This is a genomic window from Streptomyces sp. NBC_00178 (assembly GCF_036206005.1).
Lineage (GTDB): Bacteria > Actinomycetota > Actinomycetes > Streptomycetales > Streptomycetaceae > Streptomyces.
The window spans coordinates 2058097-2075227 of the sequence record NZ_CP108143.1 but is presented as its reverse complement, the minus strand read 5'-3'; the positions used below and the strand labels follow the sequence as shown (position 1 = coordinate 2075227).

Sequence of the window (17131 nt, the reverse complement as noted above, 5' to 3'; positions counted from 1 at the left end):
CCAGAAGGGAGAGGGCCCCTGGCACCGTCCGTCCGGACGGTGCCAGGGGCCCTCTCGTGCGCGCCGGCGGGTGCGTTCAGCTCCACCGTTCACGCGACGCGCCCTACGGCAGCGCCAGCATCCGCTCCAGCGCCAGCTTCGCGAACTTCTCGGTCTCCTCGTCGACCTGGATGCGGTTGACCAGGTTCCCCTCGGCCAGCGACTCCAGGGTCCACACCAGGTGCGGCAGGTCGATCCGGTTCATCGTCGAGCAGAAGCAGACCGTCCGGTCGAGGAAGACGATCTCCTTGTCCTCGGCGGCGAAACGGTTCGCCAGCCGCTGCACCAGGTTCAGTTCCGTACCGATGGCCCACTTGGAACCGGCCGGAGCTGCCTCCAGGGCCTTGATGATGTACTCCGTCGAGCCCACGTAGTCCGCGGCCGCCACGACCTCGTGCTTGCACTCCGGGTGCACCAGCACGTTGACGCCCGGGATCCGCTCCCGTACGTCCTCGACGGACTGCACCGAGAAGCGGCCGTGCACCGAGCAGTGCCCGCGCCACAGGATCATCTTCGCGTCGCGCAGCTGCTCGGCGGTCAGTCCGCCGTTCGGCTTGTGCGGGTTGTAGAGGACGCAGTCCTCCAGGCTCATCCCCATGTCCCGCACGGCGGTGTTGCGGCCCAGGTGCTGGTCCGGCAGGAAGAGCACCTTGTCGCCCTGCTCGAAGGCCCACTCCAGCGCCCGCTTCGCGTTCGAGGAGGTGCAGATCGTGCCGCCGTGCCGGCCCGTGAAGGCCTTGATGTCGGCGGACGAGTTCATGTACGAGACCGGCACGACCCCGTCGGCGACGCCCGCCTCGGTCAGCACGTCCCAGCACTCGGCGACCTGCTCGGCGGTGGCCATGTCGGCCATCGAGCAGCCCGCCGCCAGGTCGGGCAGCACGACCTTCTGGTCGTCGCCGGTGAGGATGTCCGCGGACTCGGCCATGAAGTGCACGCCGCAGAAGACGATGTACTCCGCGTCGGGCCTGGCGGCGGCGTCGCGGGCGAGCTTGAAGGAGTCGCCGGTGACGTCCGCGAACTGGATGACCTCGTCGCGCTGGTAGTGGTGGCCGAGGATGAACACCTTGTCCCCGAGCTTCTCCTTGGCCGCGCGGGCCCGCTCCACCAGGTCCGGGTCGGACGGTGAGGGCAGGTCGCCGGGGCACTCGACCCCGCGCTCGCTCCGCGGGTCGGCCTCGCGGCCGAGCAGCAGGAGGGCGAGCGGGGTCGGCTGGACATCCAGGGGCTGGGCGGTGGTCACGACACGCACCCTCTCTTTTCTGCGGAACGCCTTTTCGTCTAATTGACGCTATCTATCATAACCGCTTCGCGTCAGCTTGACGATGCCGATAGCGTCGATGTGACGCATCCGCCCGCCGGTGCGGTGTGCGAGCATGAAGGGAACAGACACGCCCGGCCCGGAATGAATCCGTGGCCCCGATGGTTGGACCGTCGGCAAGCAGTCCGTACAACCCGGGAGAGAAGCAGATGTCCGTATCGGACGAGACCACCACCGTGAGCGACGGCATCCTCCTGTCCGACGCCGCCGCATCCAAGGTCAAGACCCTGCTGGAGCAGGAGGGCCGGGACGACCTGGCGCTGCGCGTCGCCGTCCAGCCCGGCGGCTGCTCGGGCCTGCGGTACCAGCTCTTCTTCGACGAGCGCTCGCTCGACGGCGACGTCGTGAAGGACTTCGGCGGCGTCAAGGTCGTCACCGACCGGATGAGCGCCCCGTACCTGGGCGGCGCGTCCGTCGACTTCGTGGACACCATCGAGAAGCAGGGCTTCACGATCGACAACCCGAACGCGACGGGTTCCTGCGCCTGCGGCGACTCCTTCAGCTAGAGCGCGATTCGGCCACGGCAGGACCCGGCCGAAGTCCGAGACGTACGACGGCGGCGCCCCCCGGACCGGGGGGCGCCGCCGCCGTCATGTGTGCGCCCGGTGTCAGGTGCGGGGCACCCTCGCGCCCGATTCGGCGTCGACCACGTTGCGCTCACCCAGCGGTGTGTCCAGCGTCACCTTCCGGGTCAGCTCCTTCGCGATCATGACGCAGGCCTTCCCCGGCTCCCGCCGCGATTCGGTGACCGTGACCCGGACCGCCGAGCCGCTCTCCGTGGCACGTGCCGTGTAGGTGCTGCACACGCCACCCCAGAAGGTGACCTCCAGGGTCCTGCCGTCCGCGGTGTACGAGGTGATGGCCCTGTCCCCGGCTCCGGGGTCCTTCGTGGGCTCCGGGGCGGGCGGGCTGCTCGGCGGGGCCAGGTGGTCCGGGTGGACCGCGACGCGGACCACGGTGTGTGCCGGGCCGCCATCGACGGACCGCACGGAGAAGATCCACGAGGGCACGAGGATCTGTTCCCCGTCCGCGTACTGCGCGGAAAGGCCGAACACGGCCTTGTCGACCACCGCGGTGGCGGGCTCCGGCGCACCCGGGGCACCGCAGTCGCCCGACGGCGCGGAGGCGGACGCGGCCGCGCCGTCCTCCAGCGGCACGGGGGTGGCGCAGTCACCCGGGCCGCCCTTCGCGGACCGGCGGCCCTCCGCGTTGAGCTGCTCCAGCGCCTCGTCCGCGCCGATCACCGGATAGCTGTCCGCCTTCTCCAGGCCCTTGAGGTGCCCGGTGCCTCCGACGACCTCGCCGGTGGCGCCCACCTGGATACCGGTCGACCAGCCGAACGTCGGCAGTCCGCCCACCATCGGGTCGGCGTTCACGACCCGCACCGAGCCCATCACCTGCCGGGCGTCGAGCGAGGCGTCGTCCTGCCCCACGGCCTTCAGTACGGGGACGGCCGCCGCTTTCGCGGCCTTCTCGTCGACCGGGGAGCCGGATCGCGGCGCGGAATCCCGCTTCGCGCAGGTGCGCGCGGACTCGCAGGCGTCGGGCCCGCCCGAGGCGTAGCGGGCGAAGGTCCAGGTGCCCGGCGCCTGCTTGAGGACGCGCAGCACCGGTCCCGACCCGTCCCCGTCGCTGCCGACCCTCCACGCGTCGCCGTCCGCACGCGGCGCGCCCGGTACCCCGAGGGCCTCGGCCAGCCGCGCCACCTCGGCGGCCGTGACGGTGCCCCCGGCGCGCCGGACCGCGGCCGAGGCGGGCCCGTCGGGCAGTTCGCCGGCGGCGCGGTAGACGACCCCGCCGCCGTGCGGGTCCGGCTCACCGGGCGCGATCCCCGGCGGCGGTCCGGTCGGGCCGTCCGCGTGGTCCAGCGCCAGCAGCGGGGGAGCGGCGTCACCGGCGGCGGCCGGGCCGGCGTCCGCCCCGCCCCGGCCCGACGCGCTGGAGGCCCAGTACGCCGCTCCGCCTCCGGCCAGCAGCACAGCCGCCGCCACCGTGGTCACGGCGAGCGGCGAACGCCGCCGCCGGCTACCGGTCACGTCATTCTCTGGTCGCCCGTCGCTCACCGGATCGCTCCTTCGGCTGCCTTGCCGTCGCCGGCACGTCCTCCGTCCTCCGGGGCCGGAGGACACCGGTGGGACGGGGCAGGGAAGCGCACGGTTCCACCGGGTGCTCCGCACGGACGCGCCGAGGGCCGCGCACGGCCGGGATCAGTCCCCGTAGTCGGACATGCCGTCGATCAGCCGGGCGGAGGACGGCGGCACCGTGACTCCGTGGATGAGCGAGGGTTCCACCGGCTTCACGGGTGTCCTCTCGGGTACGACCCAGTGCGGTGCCATGCGCGCGCAGTCACCGCGCAGCTCCGCCAGGCTCATCTCGGACTCGCGCGAAACGATCGTGTTCGACATAAACGCACCGTACGCAGGGTGGGCCCCAGGTAGAAAGACCTACTATCAGGTAGTTTTGCCCTTTCAGGCACCCTGGCGTCACCGGGTAGCGTGAACTGTCACGCCGTCCCGGAGGGTGCGCTCACGCGTTCCCCCCGCCTTCCGCAGGAGCAGCCTCCCCGTGCGCATCGCAGTCACAGGCTCCATCGCCACTGACCACCTCATGACCTTCCCCGGCCGGTTCGCGGACCAGCTGGTCGCCGACCAGCTGCACACGGTCTCGCTCTCCTTCCTGGTCGACAACCTCGACGTGCGCCGCGGCGGTGTCGGCGCCAACATCGCGTTCGGCATGGGTGTGCTCGGCACGCAGCCGATCCTGGTCGGCTCCGCCGGGGCGGACTTCGAGGAGTACCGCGCCTGGCTCGACCGGCACGGTGTCGACACCGAGTCGATCCGCATCTCCGAGGTCCTGCACACGGCGCGCTTCGTCTGCACGACGGACTCGGACCACAACCAGATCGGCTCCTTCTACACAGGAGCGATGAGCGAGGCCCGGCTGATCGAGCTCAAGAGCGTCGCCGACCGCGTCGGCGGCCTCGACCTCGTCTCCATCGGAGCCAACGACCCCGAGGCGATGCTCCGCCACACGGAGGAGTGCCGCTCGCGGGGAATCCCGTTCGCCGCCGACTTCTCCCAGCAGATCGCCCGGATGGACGGCGAGGAGATCCGCATCCTCGTCGACGGAGCGACCTTCCTCTTCTCCAACGAGTACGAGAAGGGGCTCATCGAGTCCAAGACCGGCTGGACCGGCGAGGAGATCCTCGCCCGGGTCGGCCACCGCGTCACCACCCTCGGTGCCCGCGGCGTCCGGATCGAGCGGGCCGGCCACGACCCCATCGAGGTCGGCTGCGCCGAGGAGGAGCGCAAGGTGGACCCGACCGGCGTCGGCGACGCGTTCCGCGCCGGCTTCCTCTCGGGCCTCGCCTGGGGCGTCAGCCTGGAGCGCGCCGCCCAGGTCGGCTGCATGCTCGCGACCCTGGTCATCGAGACGGTCGGCACCCAGGAGTACACCCTGCGCCGCACCCACTTCATGGACCGCTTCACCAAGGCCTACGGCGACGAGGCCGCCTCCGAGGTCCGCAAGCACCTCTCCTGAGGGCTCCGCCGACCGGGTGTCAGAGGAGCCGGCGGACCACATAGGCCGAGCCGCGGTCCGCCGGCTCCTCTCCCACGTACTCCTGTTCGCGCATCTCGCACCAGGCCGGGATGTCGAGCCGGGCCGCCTCGTCGTCGGCGAGCACCGTCACCGTGCCGCCGACGGGTACCTCTCCGATCACCTTTGCGAGTTCGATGACCGGGATCGGGCAGCGCCGGCCCAGCGCGTCGACCACGAGTGAGGCCCGCGTGCCCGGCGAGGGCGCCGGTGCGGCGGGCGCGCCGAGCCTGGCCCGCACCCCCGCCACCACGCCGGGGAGCACGCCCAGGAAGCGGTCGACCTCGTCCCCGGTGGTTCCGGCGGGCAGCGACACGCGCACGTTCCCCTCGGTGAGCACCCCCATCGCCTTGAGGACGTGGCTGGGCGTCAGTGTGCTGCTCGTGCAGGACGAACCGGATGAAACGGAGAATCCGGCGCGATCCAGCTCGTGGAGCAGTGTCTCCCCGTCGACATAGAGACAGGAGAAGGTGACGAGGTGCGGCAGCCGCCGTTCCGGATCGCCGACCACCTCCACGTCGGGCACCAGGCCGGGCACCGTCGCCCGGACGCGCTCCACCAGGGCGCGCAGCCGGACCGCCTCCGCCGCCGCCTCCGCGCGCACTGCCCGCAGCGAGGCCGCCGCCGCCACGATCGCCGGGATGTTCTCGAAGCCGGCGGCACGGCCCGACTCCCTTTCGTCGACGGGGTCTTGGGGCGCGAAGCGGACCCCCTTGCGCACGGCGAGCAGCCCGACACCGGCCGGCCCGCCCCACTTGTGGGCGCTCGCGGTCAGCAGCGACCAGCGGCCGGCCACCGGCCCCCAGCCCAGCGACTGGGCGGCGTCCACCAGCAGCGGCACACCGGCCTCGGCGCAGATCTCGGCGGTCCGAGCCACCGGCTGCTCGGTGCCTACCTCGTGGTTGGCGGACTGCAGGCAGGCCAGCGCGGTGTCCGCGCGCAGCGCCCTGCCGAACTCCGCCGGGTCCACCGCCCCGGTCCGGTCCACCGCCACCTCGGTGGACGAACCGCCGGCCGCCTCCAGGGACGCCGCCGCGTGCAGGACCGAGGAGTGCTCGACGGCGGAGAGGACCATATGGCGGCCGACACGCCGACGGCCGGAAAGCGCTCCGGCCGTTCCCGAGTGCACCGCCCGGGTGCCCGAAGAGGTGAACACGAGCTCGTCCGGACGGCAGCCGACCGCCTCCGCGGCGGTCTCCCGGGCCGCGTCCAGCAGCAGCGCGGCGCGCCGCCCCTCGCGGTAGAGCCGCGCGGGATCCGCCCAGCCCTCGTCCAGGGAGGCAAGCAGGGCCTGGCGGGCGACGGGATGCAGGGGAGCGGAGGAAGCCGCGTCGAAGTAGGGCACGCCGTCACGCTAGTCCGCGGGAGGGCTTCCCCAGGTGACGGGCTCCCCGTGCGGTGGAAGAGGGGGCGTCAGATGGTGGCCGGACGCGCGGATTCCACCCCTTCGGGGAGTCGGGCGGCGCGTTGGGCACCCTCCCCGCGCGACCCCAGATAGCGTCCAGTAGGGTTTGGTCCGCATAAACATCCAAACCCCTGCCCGCGTCAGGGCCGGCGACCGACCAAGTGAGACGGGCGCGCCGACCGTGCGGGCGAGACTCTCGGGAAGGCGCTACGTGAGTCCCAACGGCTCCGACCGCTCGTCGCGGCGCCCGATGCGGCGGAAGCTGCCGCAGGTGCTGACTGCGGGCCTGGTCCTGGCGACGGCCTCCGGTTGTTCATACAACTGGGAGGATTTCCCCCGCCTCGGTATGCCCACCCCGGTAACGGAAGAGGCCCCACGGATCCTCTCCCTCTGGCAGGGCTCGTGGGCGGCAGCGCTCGCCACGGGTGTCCTTGTCTGGGGGCTGATCCTGTGGAGCGTCATCTTCCACCGGCGTAGCAGGACCAAGGTGGAGGTACCGCACCAGACCAGGTACAACATGCCTATCGAGGCGCTGTACACAGTGGTTCCCCTGATCATCGTCTCGGTGCTGTTCTACTTCACCGCGCGCGATGAATCGAAGCTCCTCGAGCTCAGCCCGAAGCCTGCCCACACGATCAACGTGGTCGGCTACCAGTGGAGCTGGGGCTTCAACTACATCGAGAAGGTGGAGGGCCAGCCCTCCGCCGGCAACGAGGTCCCCAAGGAACTCGACGCCATCCCCGACAGGTTCCGTGAGGACTTCCCGAAGGGTGCCGGCGGCGTCTACGACGTGGGCGTCCCCGGCACGAGGAACCCGCAGAACGGCAACCCGGGTCCGACCCTGTGGCTGCCCAAGGGCGAGAAGGTCCGCTTCGTTCTGACTTCGCGTGACGTCATCCACTCCTTCTGGGTGGTGCCGTTCCTCATGAAGCAGGACGTCATTCCGGGCCACACCAACTCCTTCGAGGTCACGCCGAACAAGGAGGGCACCTACATGGGCAAGTGCGCCGAGCTGTGCGGCGTCGACCACTCCCGGATGCTCTTCAACGTCAAGATCGTCTCTCCCGAGCGTTACCAGCAGCACCTCAAGGAGCTGGCGGAGAAGGGTCAGACGGGCTACGTGCCGGCAGGCATCGAGCAGACGGACCCGGCCAGGAATGCGGAGACGAACAAACTGTGAGCATCCTCAATGAATCCCAGGGTGCCGCGGCAGCAGACGACTCGTTCGAGGACGAGCTGCCGGTGCGGCGCAAGCAGCCGGGGAGTGTCGTCGTCAAGTGGATGACCACCACTGACCACAAGACGATCGGCACGATGTACCTGGTCACATCGTTCGCGTTCTTCGTCATCGGTGGCCTTCTGGCGCTCTTCATGCGCGCCGAGCTGGCCCGCCCCGGTACGCAGATCATGTCGAACGAGCAGTTCAACCAGGCGTTCACGATGCACGGCACGATCATGCTGCTGATGTTCGCGACGCCGCTGTTCGCCGGATTCGCGAACTGGATCATGCCGCTGCAGATCGGCGCGCCCGACGTGGCGTTCCCGCGGCTGAACATGTTCGCGTACTGGCTGTACCTCTTCGGCTCGCTCATCGCGGTGGCCGGCTTCCTCACCCCGCAGGGTGCCGCCGACTTCGGCTGGTTCGCCTACTCCCCGCTGTCGGACGCGGTCCGCTCGCCGGGCATTGGCGCCGACATGTGGATCATGGGTCTGGCCTTCTCCGGGTTCGGCACGATCCTCGGTTCGGTCAACTTCATCACCACGATCATCTGCATGCGCGCCCCCGGCATGACGATGTTCCGCATGCCGATCTTCGTGTGGAACGTCCTGCTGACCGGTGTTCTGGTCCTGCTGGCCTTCCCGGTCCTGGCCGCCGCGCTCTTCGCGCTGGAGGTCGACCGTAAATTCGGCGCACATATCTTCGATGCGTCGAACGGTGGCGCATTGCTGTGGCAACACCTCTTCTGGTTCTTCGGCCATCCAGAGGTGTACATCATCGCTCTGCCGTTCTTCGGAATCATTTCGGAGATCATCCCGGTATTCAGCCGCAAGCCGATGTTCGGTTATGTCGGTCTGATCAGCGCGACGATCGCCATCGCCGGTCTTTCCGTGACGGTGTGGGCCCACCACATGTACGTCACGGGCGGTGTGCTGTTGCCGTTCTTCTCCTTCATGACATTCCTCATCGCGGTACCGACCGGTGTGAAGTTCTTCAACTGGATCGGCACGATGTGGAAGGGGTCGTTGTCCTTCGAGACACCGATGCTCTGGTCCGTCGGCTTCCTGATCACCTTCGCCTTCGGTGGTCTGACCGGTGTGATCCTGGCGTCGCCGCCGCTGGACTTCCACATCTCCGACTCGTACTTCGTCGTCGCGCACTTCCACTACGTCGTCTTCGGCACCGTGGTCTTCGCGATGTTCGCCGGGTTCCACTTCTGGTGGCCGAAGTTCACCGGCAAGATGCTGGACGAGCGGCTCGGGAAGATGACCTTCTGGACGCTGTTCACCGGCTTCCACGGCACCTTCCTGGTGCAGCACTGGCTCGGCGCCGAGGGCATGCCCCGCCGGTACGCGGACTACCTCGCGGCCGACGGCTTCACCGCCCTGAACACGATCTCGACGATCTCCTCGTTCGTGCTCGGTCTGTCGATGCTGCCGTTCTTCTACAACATCTGGAAGACCGCCAAGTACGGCAAGAAGGTCGAGGTCGACGACCCCTGGGGCTACGGCCGTTCGCTCGAATGGGCGACGTCCTGCCCGCCCCCGCGGCACAACTTCGTCAGCCTGCCGCGGATCCGTTCCGAATCCCCGGCGTTCGACCTCCACCACCCGGAGATCGCGGCGCTGGAGCAGCTGGACCACCTCTCCGAGGGTGACAAGGTCCTCGTCGGCGGCAAGGAGGACGGCAAGTGAAGATCCAGGGCAAGCTCTTCCTCTGGCTGAGCCTCTTCATGCTGGCCATGGCCGTCACGTACGGCGTGTGGTCCAAGGAGCCGGTCGGCACCACCGCGCTGGTCCTGTCCTTCGGCCTGACCCTCATGATCGGCTTCTACCTGGCCTTCACGGCCAGCCGGGTCGACGCGATGGCGCAGGACAACAAGGAGGCCGACGTCGCGGACGAGGCCGGTGAGGTGGGCTTCTTCTCGCCGCACAGCTGGCAGCCGCTCTCGCTGGCCATCGGAGGCGCCTTCCTCTTCATGGGCGTCGTCTTCGGCTGGTGGCTCGCCTACTTCGCGGCGCCGCTGCTCCTGATCGGCCTGTTCGGCTGGGTGTTCGAGTACTACCGGGGCGAGAACCGCACCCAGTAGGACACGCCGCCGAAGGGCACGCAGTACCCGTACGGGGGCCCGGTCCGCTCAGCAATGAGCGGACCGGGCCCCCGTTTGCAGTCACTGAACGCGCTGGATCGGATGAATCTTCTTAGCGTGGGTTCATGAACCACACGCCGCGCATCCGCACCGTAGTGAGCTGCACCCTGCTGGTCGTCGCCCTGGTAGCGGGTGCGACCGCCTGTGGAGAGCCTGACGGGCATCAACTGTCCCTGAGGCCCTACGACGCAGCCGACCACGTCTCCTTCAACGGCCCCTCCGGCAACAAGAAGGCCGACCCCGACAAGCCCCTCGAATTCACCGTCAAGGACGACGACGTGACCATCACGGACGTGACGGCCGTCGACACCGAGGGCCGCCATCTGGCGGGTGAGCTCGACGCCGACGGCAAGCGGTGGCACTCCACCACCTCGCTCGCCGCCGGGACCCGATACACCGTCAAGGTCTCCACCGAGAACGACGACGGCGCCCCCGGCAGCCGTACGTACACGTTCGGCACGACCTCGGCCAAGAAGTTCCTGAAGGTCACCTTCGGCCCGCAGGCGGGCACCTACGGGGTCGGACAGCCCCTCACAGCGGAACTCAGCGCTCCGGTCGCCGACCGGGCGGGCCGCGCCACCGTCGAGCGGGGGCTGCAGGTCCGGTCCGCGCCCGCCGTCACCGGCTCCTGGTACTGGGTCGACGACAAGACCCTGCACTACCGCCCCCAGGAGTACTGGCCGGCCAACGCCACCATCGACCTGCGCAGCAACCTCAAGGGCATAAAGGTGGGCAACGCCCTGTACGGCGGTGACGCCAAGGCCCTGAAACTCAAGACCGGCGACCGGATAGAAGCCATCACCGACGCGTCGGACCACTCGATGACGGTCCTGCGCAACGGTGAAGTGATCAACACCATCCCGGTCACCACGGGCAAGCCCGGCTTCGACACGCGCAACGGCGTCAAGGTCGTGCTGGCCAAGGAGCAGTTCGTACGCATGCGCGGTGAGAGCATCGGCATCGCCGCCGGCTCCTCGGAGTCCTACGACCTGCCGGTCTACTGGGCGACACGGGTGACCTGGAGCGGCGAGTACGTCCACGCCGCGCCCTGGTCCACGGGCTCCCAGGGCAGCGCCAACGTCAGCCACGGCTGCACCGGCATGAGCACGGCCAACGCCGAATGGTTCTTCGACACGGTCCGCGAGGGCGACGTGGTCAAGGTCGTCGGCAGCGAGGGCGAGACCATGACGCCGTTCGACAACGGCTTCGGCGACTGGAACCTGGACTGGGACGCCTGGCAGAAGGGCAGTGCACTGCGCAGCGGTACGCCGGACGCCGGTACCGACGTGCAGACCGCGCGCCTGCGCCCCCAGGTCTGACCAGGCCGGGAGTGCGCCTTCGCGCCCCGGGAGGACACCGCGGAGGGGATCGGGGCCCCTCCGCCGCGCCGCGCCCTTCAGGCCCCTACGGACAGCCTGTGCCGCAGCACGGACGCCAGGGCGTCCGCGAAGCCGACCGGGTCCACCGGAAGCGTCACAGCGGCGTCGGCACGGCTCCAGGTGGCCAGCCAGGCGTCCTGCGGGCGCCCGATCAGCAGCAGCACCGGCGGGCAGTCGAAGATCTCGTCCTTGATCTGCCTGCAGACGCCCATGCCGCCCGCGGGCGCGGTCTCCCCGTCCAGTACGCAGACGTCGATCCCGCCCTTGTCGAGCGCGCTCAGCACGGCGGGCAGGGTGGCGCACTCCAGGAACTCCACCGGCGGCACGTCCGCCGCGGGCCTGCGCCCGGCTGCCAGCCTCACCTGCTCACGCGTGTTGGCGTCGTCGCTGTAGACCAGGACCGTGGCGGTCGGCTGCATTGTTCCTCCGTGACGTCTGTGTCTTCGGGGCTCTGTGGGCATGAACCGATGGGCGGATCGTACTCCGGCCGACAGCGTGTCAGCACCGGTAAAGACAGCGATTCGATGGGCCGTTCGGTGAGGACACACGCCGCTGACACACCGAACGGCACCCCCCGGAGTGAGGGCGGGATAAGCGACCGACATAATGTCGGTCGTGGCGACAGCAACGACAGTAGAAACCGGGCACGCGCACCCGTCGGTCAATCGGCCGAACCTCACCAGCGTCGGAACCATCATCTGGTTGAGTTCCGAGCTGATGTTCTTCGCGGCCCTCTTCGCGATGTACTTCACCCTGCGATCGGTGCTGGGACCCGATCACTGGAAGGAGATGGCCGACCATCTGAACTTCCCGTTCTCGGCGACGAACACCACGATCCTGGTGCTTTCCTCCCTCACCTGCCAGCTCGGCGTCTTCGCCGCGGAGCGCGGCGATGTGAAGAAGCTCCGCACCTGGTTCATGATCACGTTCGTGATGGGCGCGATCTTCATCGGCGGCCAGGTCTTCGAGTACACCGAGCTGGTCAAGAAGGACGGACTCTCCCTGTCCTCCGACCCGTACGGTTCGGTGTTCTACCTGACGACCGGCTTCCACGGTCTGCATGTGACAGGCGGCCTCATCGCCTTCCTGCTCGTCCTGGGCAGGACATACGCGGCCTCGAGATTCACCCACGAACAGGCCACCGCCGCCATCGTCGTGTCCTACTACTGGCACTTCGTCGACGTCGTGTGGATCGGCCTGTTCGCCACGATCTACATGATCAAGTAACCGGGCTCGCGCCCACCCATCATCGACGCAGAAGATCCTGACACCGGGGTAATCCGTGAAAAAGCTCTCCGCACGACGACGCCATCCGCTGGCGGCGGTCGTCGTACTACTCCTCGCGCTGGCGGCCACCGGGGGGCTGTACGCCGCGTTCGCGCCTGCGGGTAAGGCGCAGGCCGACGACACCGCCCAGTCCCTCGCCATCGACGAGGGCAAGAAGCTCTATTCCGTGGGCTGTGCCAGCTGCCACGGGGCCGGCGGTCAGGGCACCACCGACGGACCGTCCCTCGTGGGCGTCGGCTCCGCCGCCGTCGACTTCCAGGTCGCCACCGGACGCATGCCGGCCCAGCAGCCGGGCGCCCAGGTGCCGAAGAAGAAGGTCATCTACAACCAGGCCGAGATCGACCAGCTCGCGGCGTACATCTCGTCGCTGGGCGCCGGTCCGATCACGCCCACCAAGAGCCAGGTCGACCCCTCGGGCGCCGACGTGGCCAAGGGCGGGGACCTGTTCCGCACCAACTGCGCGCAGTGCCACAACTTCACCGGCGAGGGCGGCGCGCTGACACACGGCAAGTACGCCCCCAGCCTGGAAGGCGTGAGCCCGAAGCACATCTACGAGGCCATGCAGACCGGCCCGCAGAGCATGCCCTCCTTCCCGGACAGCACCATGCCGGAGCAGGAGAAGAAAGACATCATCGCGTACATCAAGACCGTGAACGGTGGCGACTCCGCGAGCCCCGGCGGGCTCTCGCTCGGTGGCCTCGGTCCCGTGAGTGAGGGTCTCTTCGGCTGGATCTTCGGACTGGGCGGACTGGTCGCCATCGCCGTCTGGGTCGCGGCCCACACCGCTAAGGCCAAGAAGTCATGAGTAGCCAAGAGATTTCAGAAGAGGGCCTGCCTGCAGGGCAGGACACCGCGCACGGCGCGGTAGCGGTCGCGGACGACCCGTTCGCCGACCCGGGGCTGCCGGCACACCGGCCGCGCATCCAGGACATCGACGAACGTGCCGCGAAGCGCTCCGAGCGCACCGTCGCGTTCATGTTCACGCTGTCCATGCTGGCGACGGTCGGCTTCATCGCCAGCTACGTCATCTTCCCGGTCGACAAGATCGTGTTCATCTGGCCCTTCGGCCACGTGAGCGTGCTCAACTTCTCCCTGGGGCTGACGCTCGGCCTGGCGCTGTTCCTCATCGGCGCGGGCGCCGTCCACTGGGCGCGCACCCTGATGTCCGACGTCGAGGTCGCCGACGACCGGCACGCCATCGAGGCCACGCCCGAGGTCAAGGCCAAGGTCATGGCGGACTTCGCGGCCGGTGCCGAGGAGTCCGCGCTGGGACGGCGCAAGCTGATCCGCAACACCATGTTCGGCGCGCTGGCCCTGGTGCCGCTCTCCGGTGTGGTGCTGCTGCGCGACCTCGGTCCGCTTCCGGAGAAGAAGCTCCGCAACACCCTGTGGGCCAAGGGCAAGCTGCTCGTCAACATGAACACGATGGAGCCGCTGCGTCCCGAGGACGTCGTGGTCGGTTCGCTCACCTTCGCCATGCCCGAGGGCCTGGAGGAGGACGCGCACGACTTCCAGACGCAGATCGCCAAGGCCGCCCTGATGATCATCCGCATCGAGCCGGACAACATCAAGGACAAGCGGGAGCGCGAGTGGGCCCACGAGGGAATCGTGGCCTTCTCCAAGATCTGCACCCACGTCGGCTGCCCGATCAGCCTGTACGAGCAGCAGACGCACCACGTGCTCTGCCCGTGCCACCAGTCCACCTTCGACCTCTCCGACGGCGCCCGCGTCATCTTCGGTCCGGCCGGTCACGCCCTCCCGCAGCTGCGGATCGGCGTGAACAGCGAGGGCAACCTCGAAGCGCTCGGTGACTTCGAAGAGCCCGTCGGTCCTGCCTTCTGGGAGCGCGGATGAGTACTGCGACGGAAACACAGCGCAAGGCGCCCGCCGGCGAGCGGGTGGCCGACTGGGCGGACGGCCGGCTCGGCATCTACGGCCTGGCCAAGGCCAACATGCGCAAGATCTTCCCGGACCACTGGTCCTTCATGCTCGGCGAGATCTGCCTCTACAGCTTCATCATCATCATCCTCACGGGTGTGTACCTGACGCTGTTCTTCCACCCGAGCATGAACGAGGTCGTGTACCACGGCTCGTACGAGCCGATGCAGGGCATCCGGATGTCCGAGGCCTACGCCTCGACGCTGGACATCAGCTTCGACGTCCGCGGCGGCCTGCTGGTCCGGCAGATCCACCACTGGGCAGCGGTGATCTTCCTCGCCGGCATGTTCGTGCACATGTTCCGGGTGTTCTTCACCGGCGCGTACCGCAAGCCGCGCGAGATCAACTGGCTGTTCGGCTTCCTGCTCTTCGTCCTCGGCATGTTCACCGGGTTCACCGGTTACTCGCTCCCGGACGACCTGCTCTCCGGTACGGGTGTGCGCTTCACGCAGGGCGCCATCCTGTCGATGCCGATCGTCGGTACGTACATCTCGATGTTCCTGTTCGGCGGGGAGTTCCCCGGCACGGACATCATCGCGAGGTTCTACTCGATCCACATCCTGCTGCTGCCCGGCATCATGCTCGGGCTCGTGGTCGGCCACCTCATCCTGGTGTTCTTCCACAAGCACACCCAGTTCGCCGGCCCCGGCCGCACGAACAAGAACGTCGTCGGCATGCCCCTGCTGCCGGTGTACATGGCCAAGGCCGGAGGCTTCTTCTTCCTGGTCTTCGGCTTCATCGCGATCCTCGCGGCCATCGCCTCGATCAACCCGATCTGGGCGCTCGGCCCGTACCGCCCCGACCAGGTGTCCACGGGCGCCCAGCCGGACTGGTACATGGGATTCGCCGAGGGCTTCGTCCGTGTGATGCCCGGCTGGGAGATCAACCTCTGGGGCCACACGCTGGTCCTGGGCGTGCTCATCCCGCTGGTCCTGTTCGGTGTCGTCCTCGGGGCGCTCGCGATGTACCCGTTCATCGAGTCCTGGATCACCGGGGACAAGCGCGAGCACCACATCCTGGACAAGCCGCGCAACGCCCCGGTCCGCACCGCGATCGGTGTCGCCTGGGTGACGATCTACTTCGTCATGCTCATCGGCGGCGGCAACGACATCTGGGCGACCCACTTCCACCTGTCGCTGAACTCGATCAGCTGGTTCGTCCGGATCGCCTTCTTCGTCGGCCCGGTCCTGGCGTTCATCGTCACGAAGCGGATCTGCCTCGGCCTCCAGCGACGCGACAAGGAGAAGGTGCTGCACGGGCGCGAGTCCGGCACCATCAAGCGCCTGCCGCACGGTGAGTTCGTCGAGATCCACGAGCCGCTCGGCCCGGGGCAGCTGCACACGCTCACCGCGCATGAGCAGTACAAGCCGGTCGAGATCGGCCCGACGGTCGACGAGAACGGCGTCGAGCGCAAGCCGTCCGTACTGCAGAAGGTGCGGGCGAGCCTCAGCAAGGGCTACTTCGGTGAGGACAGTCAGATCGCCAAGCCCACCGCCGAGGAGTACAAGGAGATCACGAGCGGCCACGGCCACCACTGATCACCTCAGCTGAACGCCACAGCGAGAGCCCCGTCCATCCGGTGGACGGGGCTCTTCGCTGCCTCCGGGCTGGATAGGGTGGGAGACATCCTTGTACCGGCTGTGGACTCCCAGGAGCGGACCATGAACGTGGCGACCCAGGACGGCGGCGACAACACGGCGGCCCGCACCTGGCCGGGCGTGCTGACCCCTCTCCTGCGGGGCGAGGACCTCGGCGCCGACGACACGGCCTGGGCCATGAACCGCATCATGAGCGGTGAGGCCACGGACGCGCAGATCGCCGGGTTCGCGGTCGCGCTGCGGGCCAAGGGCGAGACGGTCGACGAGGTGACCGGACTGGTCCGCGCCATGTACGAGCACGCCCACACCATCGAGGTGCCCGGCCGCACGGTCGACATCGTGGGGACCGGCGGCGACATGGCCAAGACGGTCAACATCTCCACCATGTCCGCCATCGTCGTCGCGGGGACGGGGGCCAAGGTCGTCAAGCACGGCAACCGCGCCTCCTCCTCGGCCAGCGGGGCCTCCGACGTGCTGGAGAAGCTCGGCGTCAACCTCGAACTCACCCCGCAGCGGGTCGTCTCCGTCGCGGAGGAGGCCGGCATCACCTTCTGCTTCGCCGTGAAGTTCCACCCCGCCCTGCGGTACGCGGCCAAGGCCCGCAAGGAGCTGGGGACCCAGACCACCTTCAACATCCTGGGTCCGCTCACCAATCCGGCACGGGTGCGTTCCCAGGCCATCGGCGTCGCCGACCCGAAGATGGCGCCCATCGTGGCGGGTGTGCTGGCGGACCGGGGCAACTCCGCGCTGGTCTTCCGCGGTGACGACGGCCTGGACGAGCTGACGACCACCGCCACCTCCCGGGTGTGGACCGTGCGCGACGGCACGGTCCGCGAGGAGCCCTTCGACCCGCGCGACGTCGGTCTCCAGCTGGTCCCCGTCGAGGCCCTGCGGGGCGCCGACGCGTCGTACAACGCCGATGTCGCCCGCCGGCTGCTCGACGGGGAGACCGGGCCCGTGCGCGAGGCCGTGCTCCTCAACTCCGCGGCAGCGCTGGTCGCGCTGGACCCGGGTGCGGGCACGCTGCAGGAGCAGCTGGCGGCCGGGATCGCGCGCGCCGCGGAGTCCATCGACTCGGGCGGGGCCAAGCGCGCGCTGGAGCGCTGGGTGTCCGCCAGCAACGCCTGAGAGGCGCACGGTGTGAGAGCGGGGCGCAGTCCGGATCGCGGACTGCGCCCTTGCGCGTCGCCAGGGGTGTG

The 17131-nt window shown here is 68.9% G+C and carries 16 protein-coding genes; 11 read left to right on the top strand and 5 right to left on the bottom strand.

The annotated features are described in order from the left end of the window. Positions 1 to 103 precede the first annotated feature (103 nt). Positions 104 to 1291, bottom strand: a complete 1188-nt coding sequence (gene nadA / locus OHT61_RS08950) for a quinolinate synthase NadA (protein ID WP_329036633.1) — start codon at positions 1289 to 1291, stop codon at positions 104 to 106. A 218-nt stretch (positions 1292 to 1509) separates the two neighbouring features. On the opposite strand from nadA, the gene OHT61_RS08945 reads away from it, so the two are divergent. Then, complete coding sequence (locus tag OHT61_RS08945) at positions 1510 to 1866, top strand: HesB/IscA family protein (RefSeq protein WP_327119342.1); 357 nt, start codon at positions 1510 to 1512, stop codon at positions 1864 to 1866. A 102-nt stretch (positions 1867 to 1968) separates the two neighbouring features. Here OHT61_RS08945 and OHT61_RS08940 read toward each other — a convergent pair whose 3' ends face one another. Both OHT61_RS08940 and OHT61_RS08935 read right to left on the bottom strand, forming a co-directional pair. Continuing rightward, complete coding sequence (locus OHT61_RS08940; protein WP_329036630.1) at positions 1969 to 3423, bottom strand: hypothetical protein; 1455 nt, start codon at positions 3421 to 3423, stop codon at positions 1969 to 1971. A gap of 144 nt (positions 3424 to 3567) precedes the next feature. Beyond that, positions 3568 to 3765: a hypothetical protein gene (locus OHT61_RS08935; protein WP_329036629.1), complete on the bottom strand. Its 198-nt coding sequence runs from the start codon at positions 3763 to 3765 to the stop codon at positions 3568 to 3570. 160 nt (positions 3766 to 3925) lie between these two features. On the opposite strand from OHT61_RS08935, the gene OHT61_RS08930 reads away from it, so the two are divergent. Beyond that, on the top strand, positions 3926 to 4900 hold the full coding sequence (locus tag OHT61_RS08930; protein ID WP_329036627.1) for a carbohydrate kinase family protein: 975 nt from the start codon (positions 3926 to 3928) through the stop codon (positions 4898 to 4900). Between the two features lie 19 nt (positions 4901 to 4919). Here the strand turns inward: OHT61_RS08930 and OHT61_RS08925 are convergent, their stop codons facing one another. After that, on the bottom strand, positions 4920 to 6302 hold the full coding sequence (locus OHT61_RS08925; RefSeq protein WP_329036625.1) for a cysteine desulfurase/sulfurtransferase TusA family protein: 1383 nt from the start codon (positions 6300 to 6302) through the stop codon (positions 4920 to 4922). A gap of 271 nt (positions 6303 to 6573) precedes the next feature. On the opposite strand from OHT61_RS08925, the gene ctaC reads away from it, so the two are divergent. From ctaC to OHT61_RS08905, 4 genes are all read left to right on the top strand, one after another. Beyond that, positions 6574 to 7542 carry an aa3-type cytochrome oxidase subunit II gene (gene ctaC / locus OHT61_RS08920; protein WP_329036622.1) on the top strand — a complete coding sequence of 323 codons (969 nt, stop codon included), beginning with the start codon at positions 6574 to 6576 and terminating at the stop codon, positions 7540 to 7542. Further along, positions 7539 to 9275, top strand: coding sequence for an aa3-type cytochrome oxidase subunit I (ctaD, locus tag OHT61_RS08915; protein WP_329036621.1), 1737 nt, complete (start codon positions 7539 to 7541; stop codon positions 9273 to 9275). The genes ctaC and ctaD overlap by 4 nt, the downstream gene beginning before the upstream one ends. Beyond that, a complete protein-coding gene (locus OHT61_RS08910) occupies positions 9272 to 9670 on the top strand; it encodes a cytochrome c oxidase subunit 4 (protein ID WP_329036619.1) in 399 nt (132 codons plus the stop codon). The genes ctaD and OHT61_RS08910 overlap by 4 nt, the downstream gene beginning before the upstream one ends. Positions 9671 to 9795: 125 nt before the next feature. Next, on the top strand, positions 9796 to 11049 hold the full coding sequence (locus OHT61_RS08905) for a L,D-transpeptidase (RefSeq protein WP_329036618.1): 1254 nt from the start codon (positions 9796 to 9798) through the stop codon (positions 11047 to 11049). A 77-nt stretch (positions 11050 to 11126) separates the two neighbouring features. On the opposite strand, the gene OHT61_RS08900 is transcribed toward OHT61_RS08905, so the two are convergent. Continuing rightward, positions 11127 to 11528, bottom strand: a complete 402-nt coding sequence (locus tag OHT61_RS08900; RefSeq protein WP_329036616.1) for a hypothetical protein — start codon at positions 11526 to 11528, stop codon at positions 11127 to 11129. Positions 11529 to 11715: 187 nt separating this feature from the next. Between OHT61_RS08900 and ctaE the strand changes: the two genes are divergently transcribed. The 5 genes from ctaE to trpD all read left to right on the top strand — a co-directional run bounded on the left by ctaE (position 11716) and on the right by trpD (position 17060). Next, positions 11716 to 12336 (top strand): aa3-type cytochrome oxidase subunit III, encoded by a 621-nt coding sequence (ctaE, locus tag OHT61_RS08895; protein ID WP_327119360.1) that lies wholly within the window; start codon positions 11716 to 11718, stop codon positions 12334 to 12336. A gap of 55 nt (positions 12337 to 12391) precedes the next feature. Next, on the top strand, positions 12392 to 13201 hold the full coding sequence (gene qcrC / locus OHT61_RS08890) for a cytochrome bc1 complex diheme cytochrome c subunit (RefSeq protein WP_329036614.1): 810 nt from the start codon (positions 12392 to 12394) through the stop codon (positions 13199 to 13201). Then, positions 13198 to 14250 carry a cytochrome bc1 complex Rieske iron-sulfur subunit gene (qcrA, locus tag OHT61_RS08885; RefSeq protein ID WP_329036612.1) on the top strand — a complete coding sequence of 351 codons (1053 nt, stop codon included), beginning with the start codon at positions 13198 to 13200 and terminating at the stop codon, positions 14248 to 14250. The genes qcrC and qcrA overlap by 4 nt, the downstream gene beginning before the upstream one ends. Further along, on the top strand, positions 14247 to 15872 hold the full coding sequence (gene qcrB / locus OHT61_RS08880) for a cytochrome bc1 complex cytochrome b subunit (RefSeq protein WP_329036610.1): 1626 nt from the start codon (positions 14247 to 14249) through the stop codon (positions 15870 to 15872). Before qcrA ends, qcrB begins: the two co-directional genes overlap by 4 nt. A gap of 123 nt (positions 15873 to 15995) precedes the next feature. Then, positions 15996 to 17060, top strand: coding sequence for an anthranilate phosphoribosyltransferase (gene trpD, locus OHT61_RS08875; protein ID WP_329036608.1), 1065 nt, complete (start codon positions 15996 to 15998; stop codon positions 17058 to 17060). Positions 17061 to 17131: the final 71 nt, after the last annotated feature.

What these genes read in the sequence shown, in the direction of transcription:
- OHT61_RS08945 (WP_327119342.1), top strand. Translation starts at nt 1,510, where the DNA reads ATGTCCGTATCGGACGAGACCACCACCGTGAGCGACGGCATCCTCCTG.
- OHT61_RS08935 (WP_329036629.1), bottom strand. Translation starts at nt 3,765, where the DNA reads ATGTCGAACACGATCGTTTCGCGCGAGTCCGAGATGAGCCTGGCGGAG.
- OHT61_RS08905 (WP_329036618.1), top strand. Translation starts at nt 9,796, where the DNA reads ATGAACCACACGCCGCGCATCCGCACCGTAGTGAGCTGCACCCTGCTG.
- OHT61_RS08900 (WP_329036616.1), bottom strand. Translation starts at nt 11,528, where the DNA reads ATGCAGCCGACCGCCACGGTCCTGGTCTACAGCGACGACGCCAACACG.
- ctaE (WP_327119360.1), top strand. Translation starts at nt 11,716, where the DNA reads ATGTCGGTCGTGGCGACAGCAACGACAGTAGAAACCGGGCACGCGCAC.
- qcrA (WP_329036612.1), top strand. Translation starts at nt 13,198, where the DNA reads ATGAGTAGCCAAGAGATTTCAGAAGAGGGCCTGCCTGCAGGGCAGGAC.
- qcrB (WP_329036610.1), top strand. Translation starts at nt 14,247, where the DNA reads ATGAGTACTGCGACGGAAACACAGCGCAAGGCGCCCGCCGGCGAGCGG.
- trpD (WP_329036608.1), top strand. Translation starts at nt 15,996, where the DNA reads ATGAACGTGGCGACCCAGGACGGCGGCGACAACACGGCGGCCCGCACC.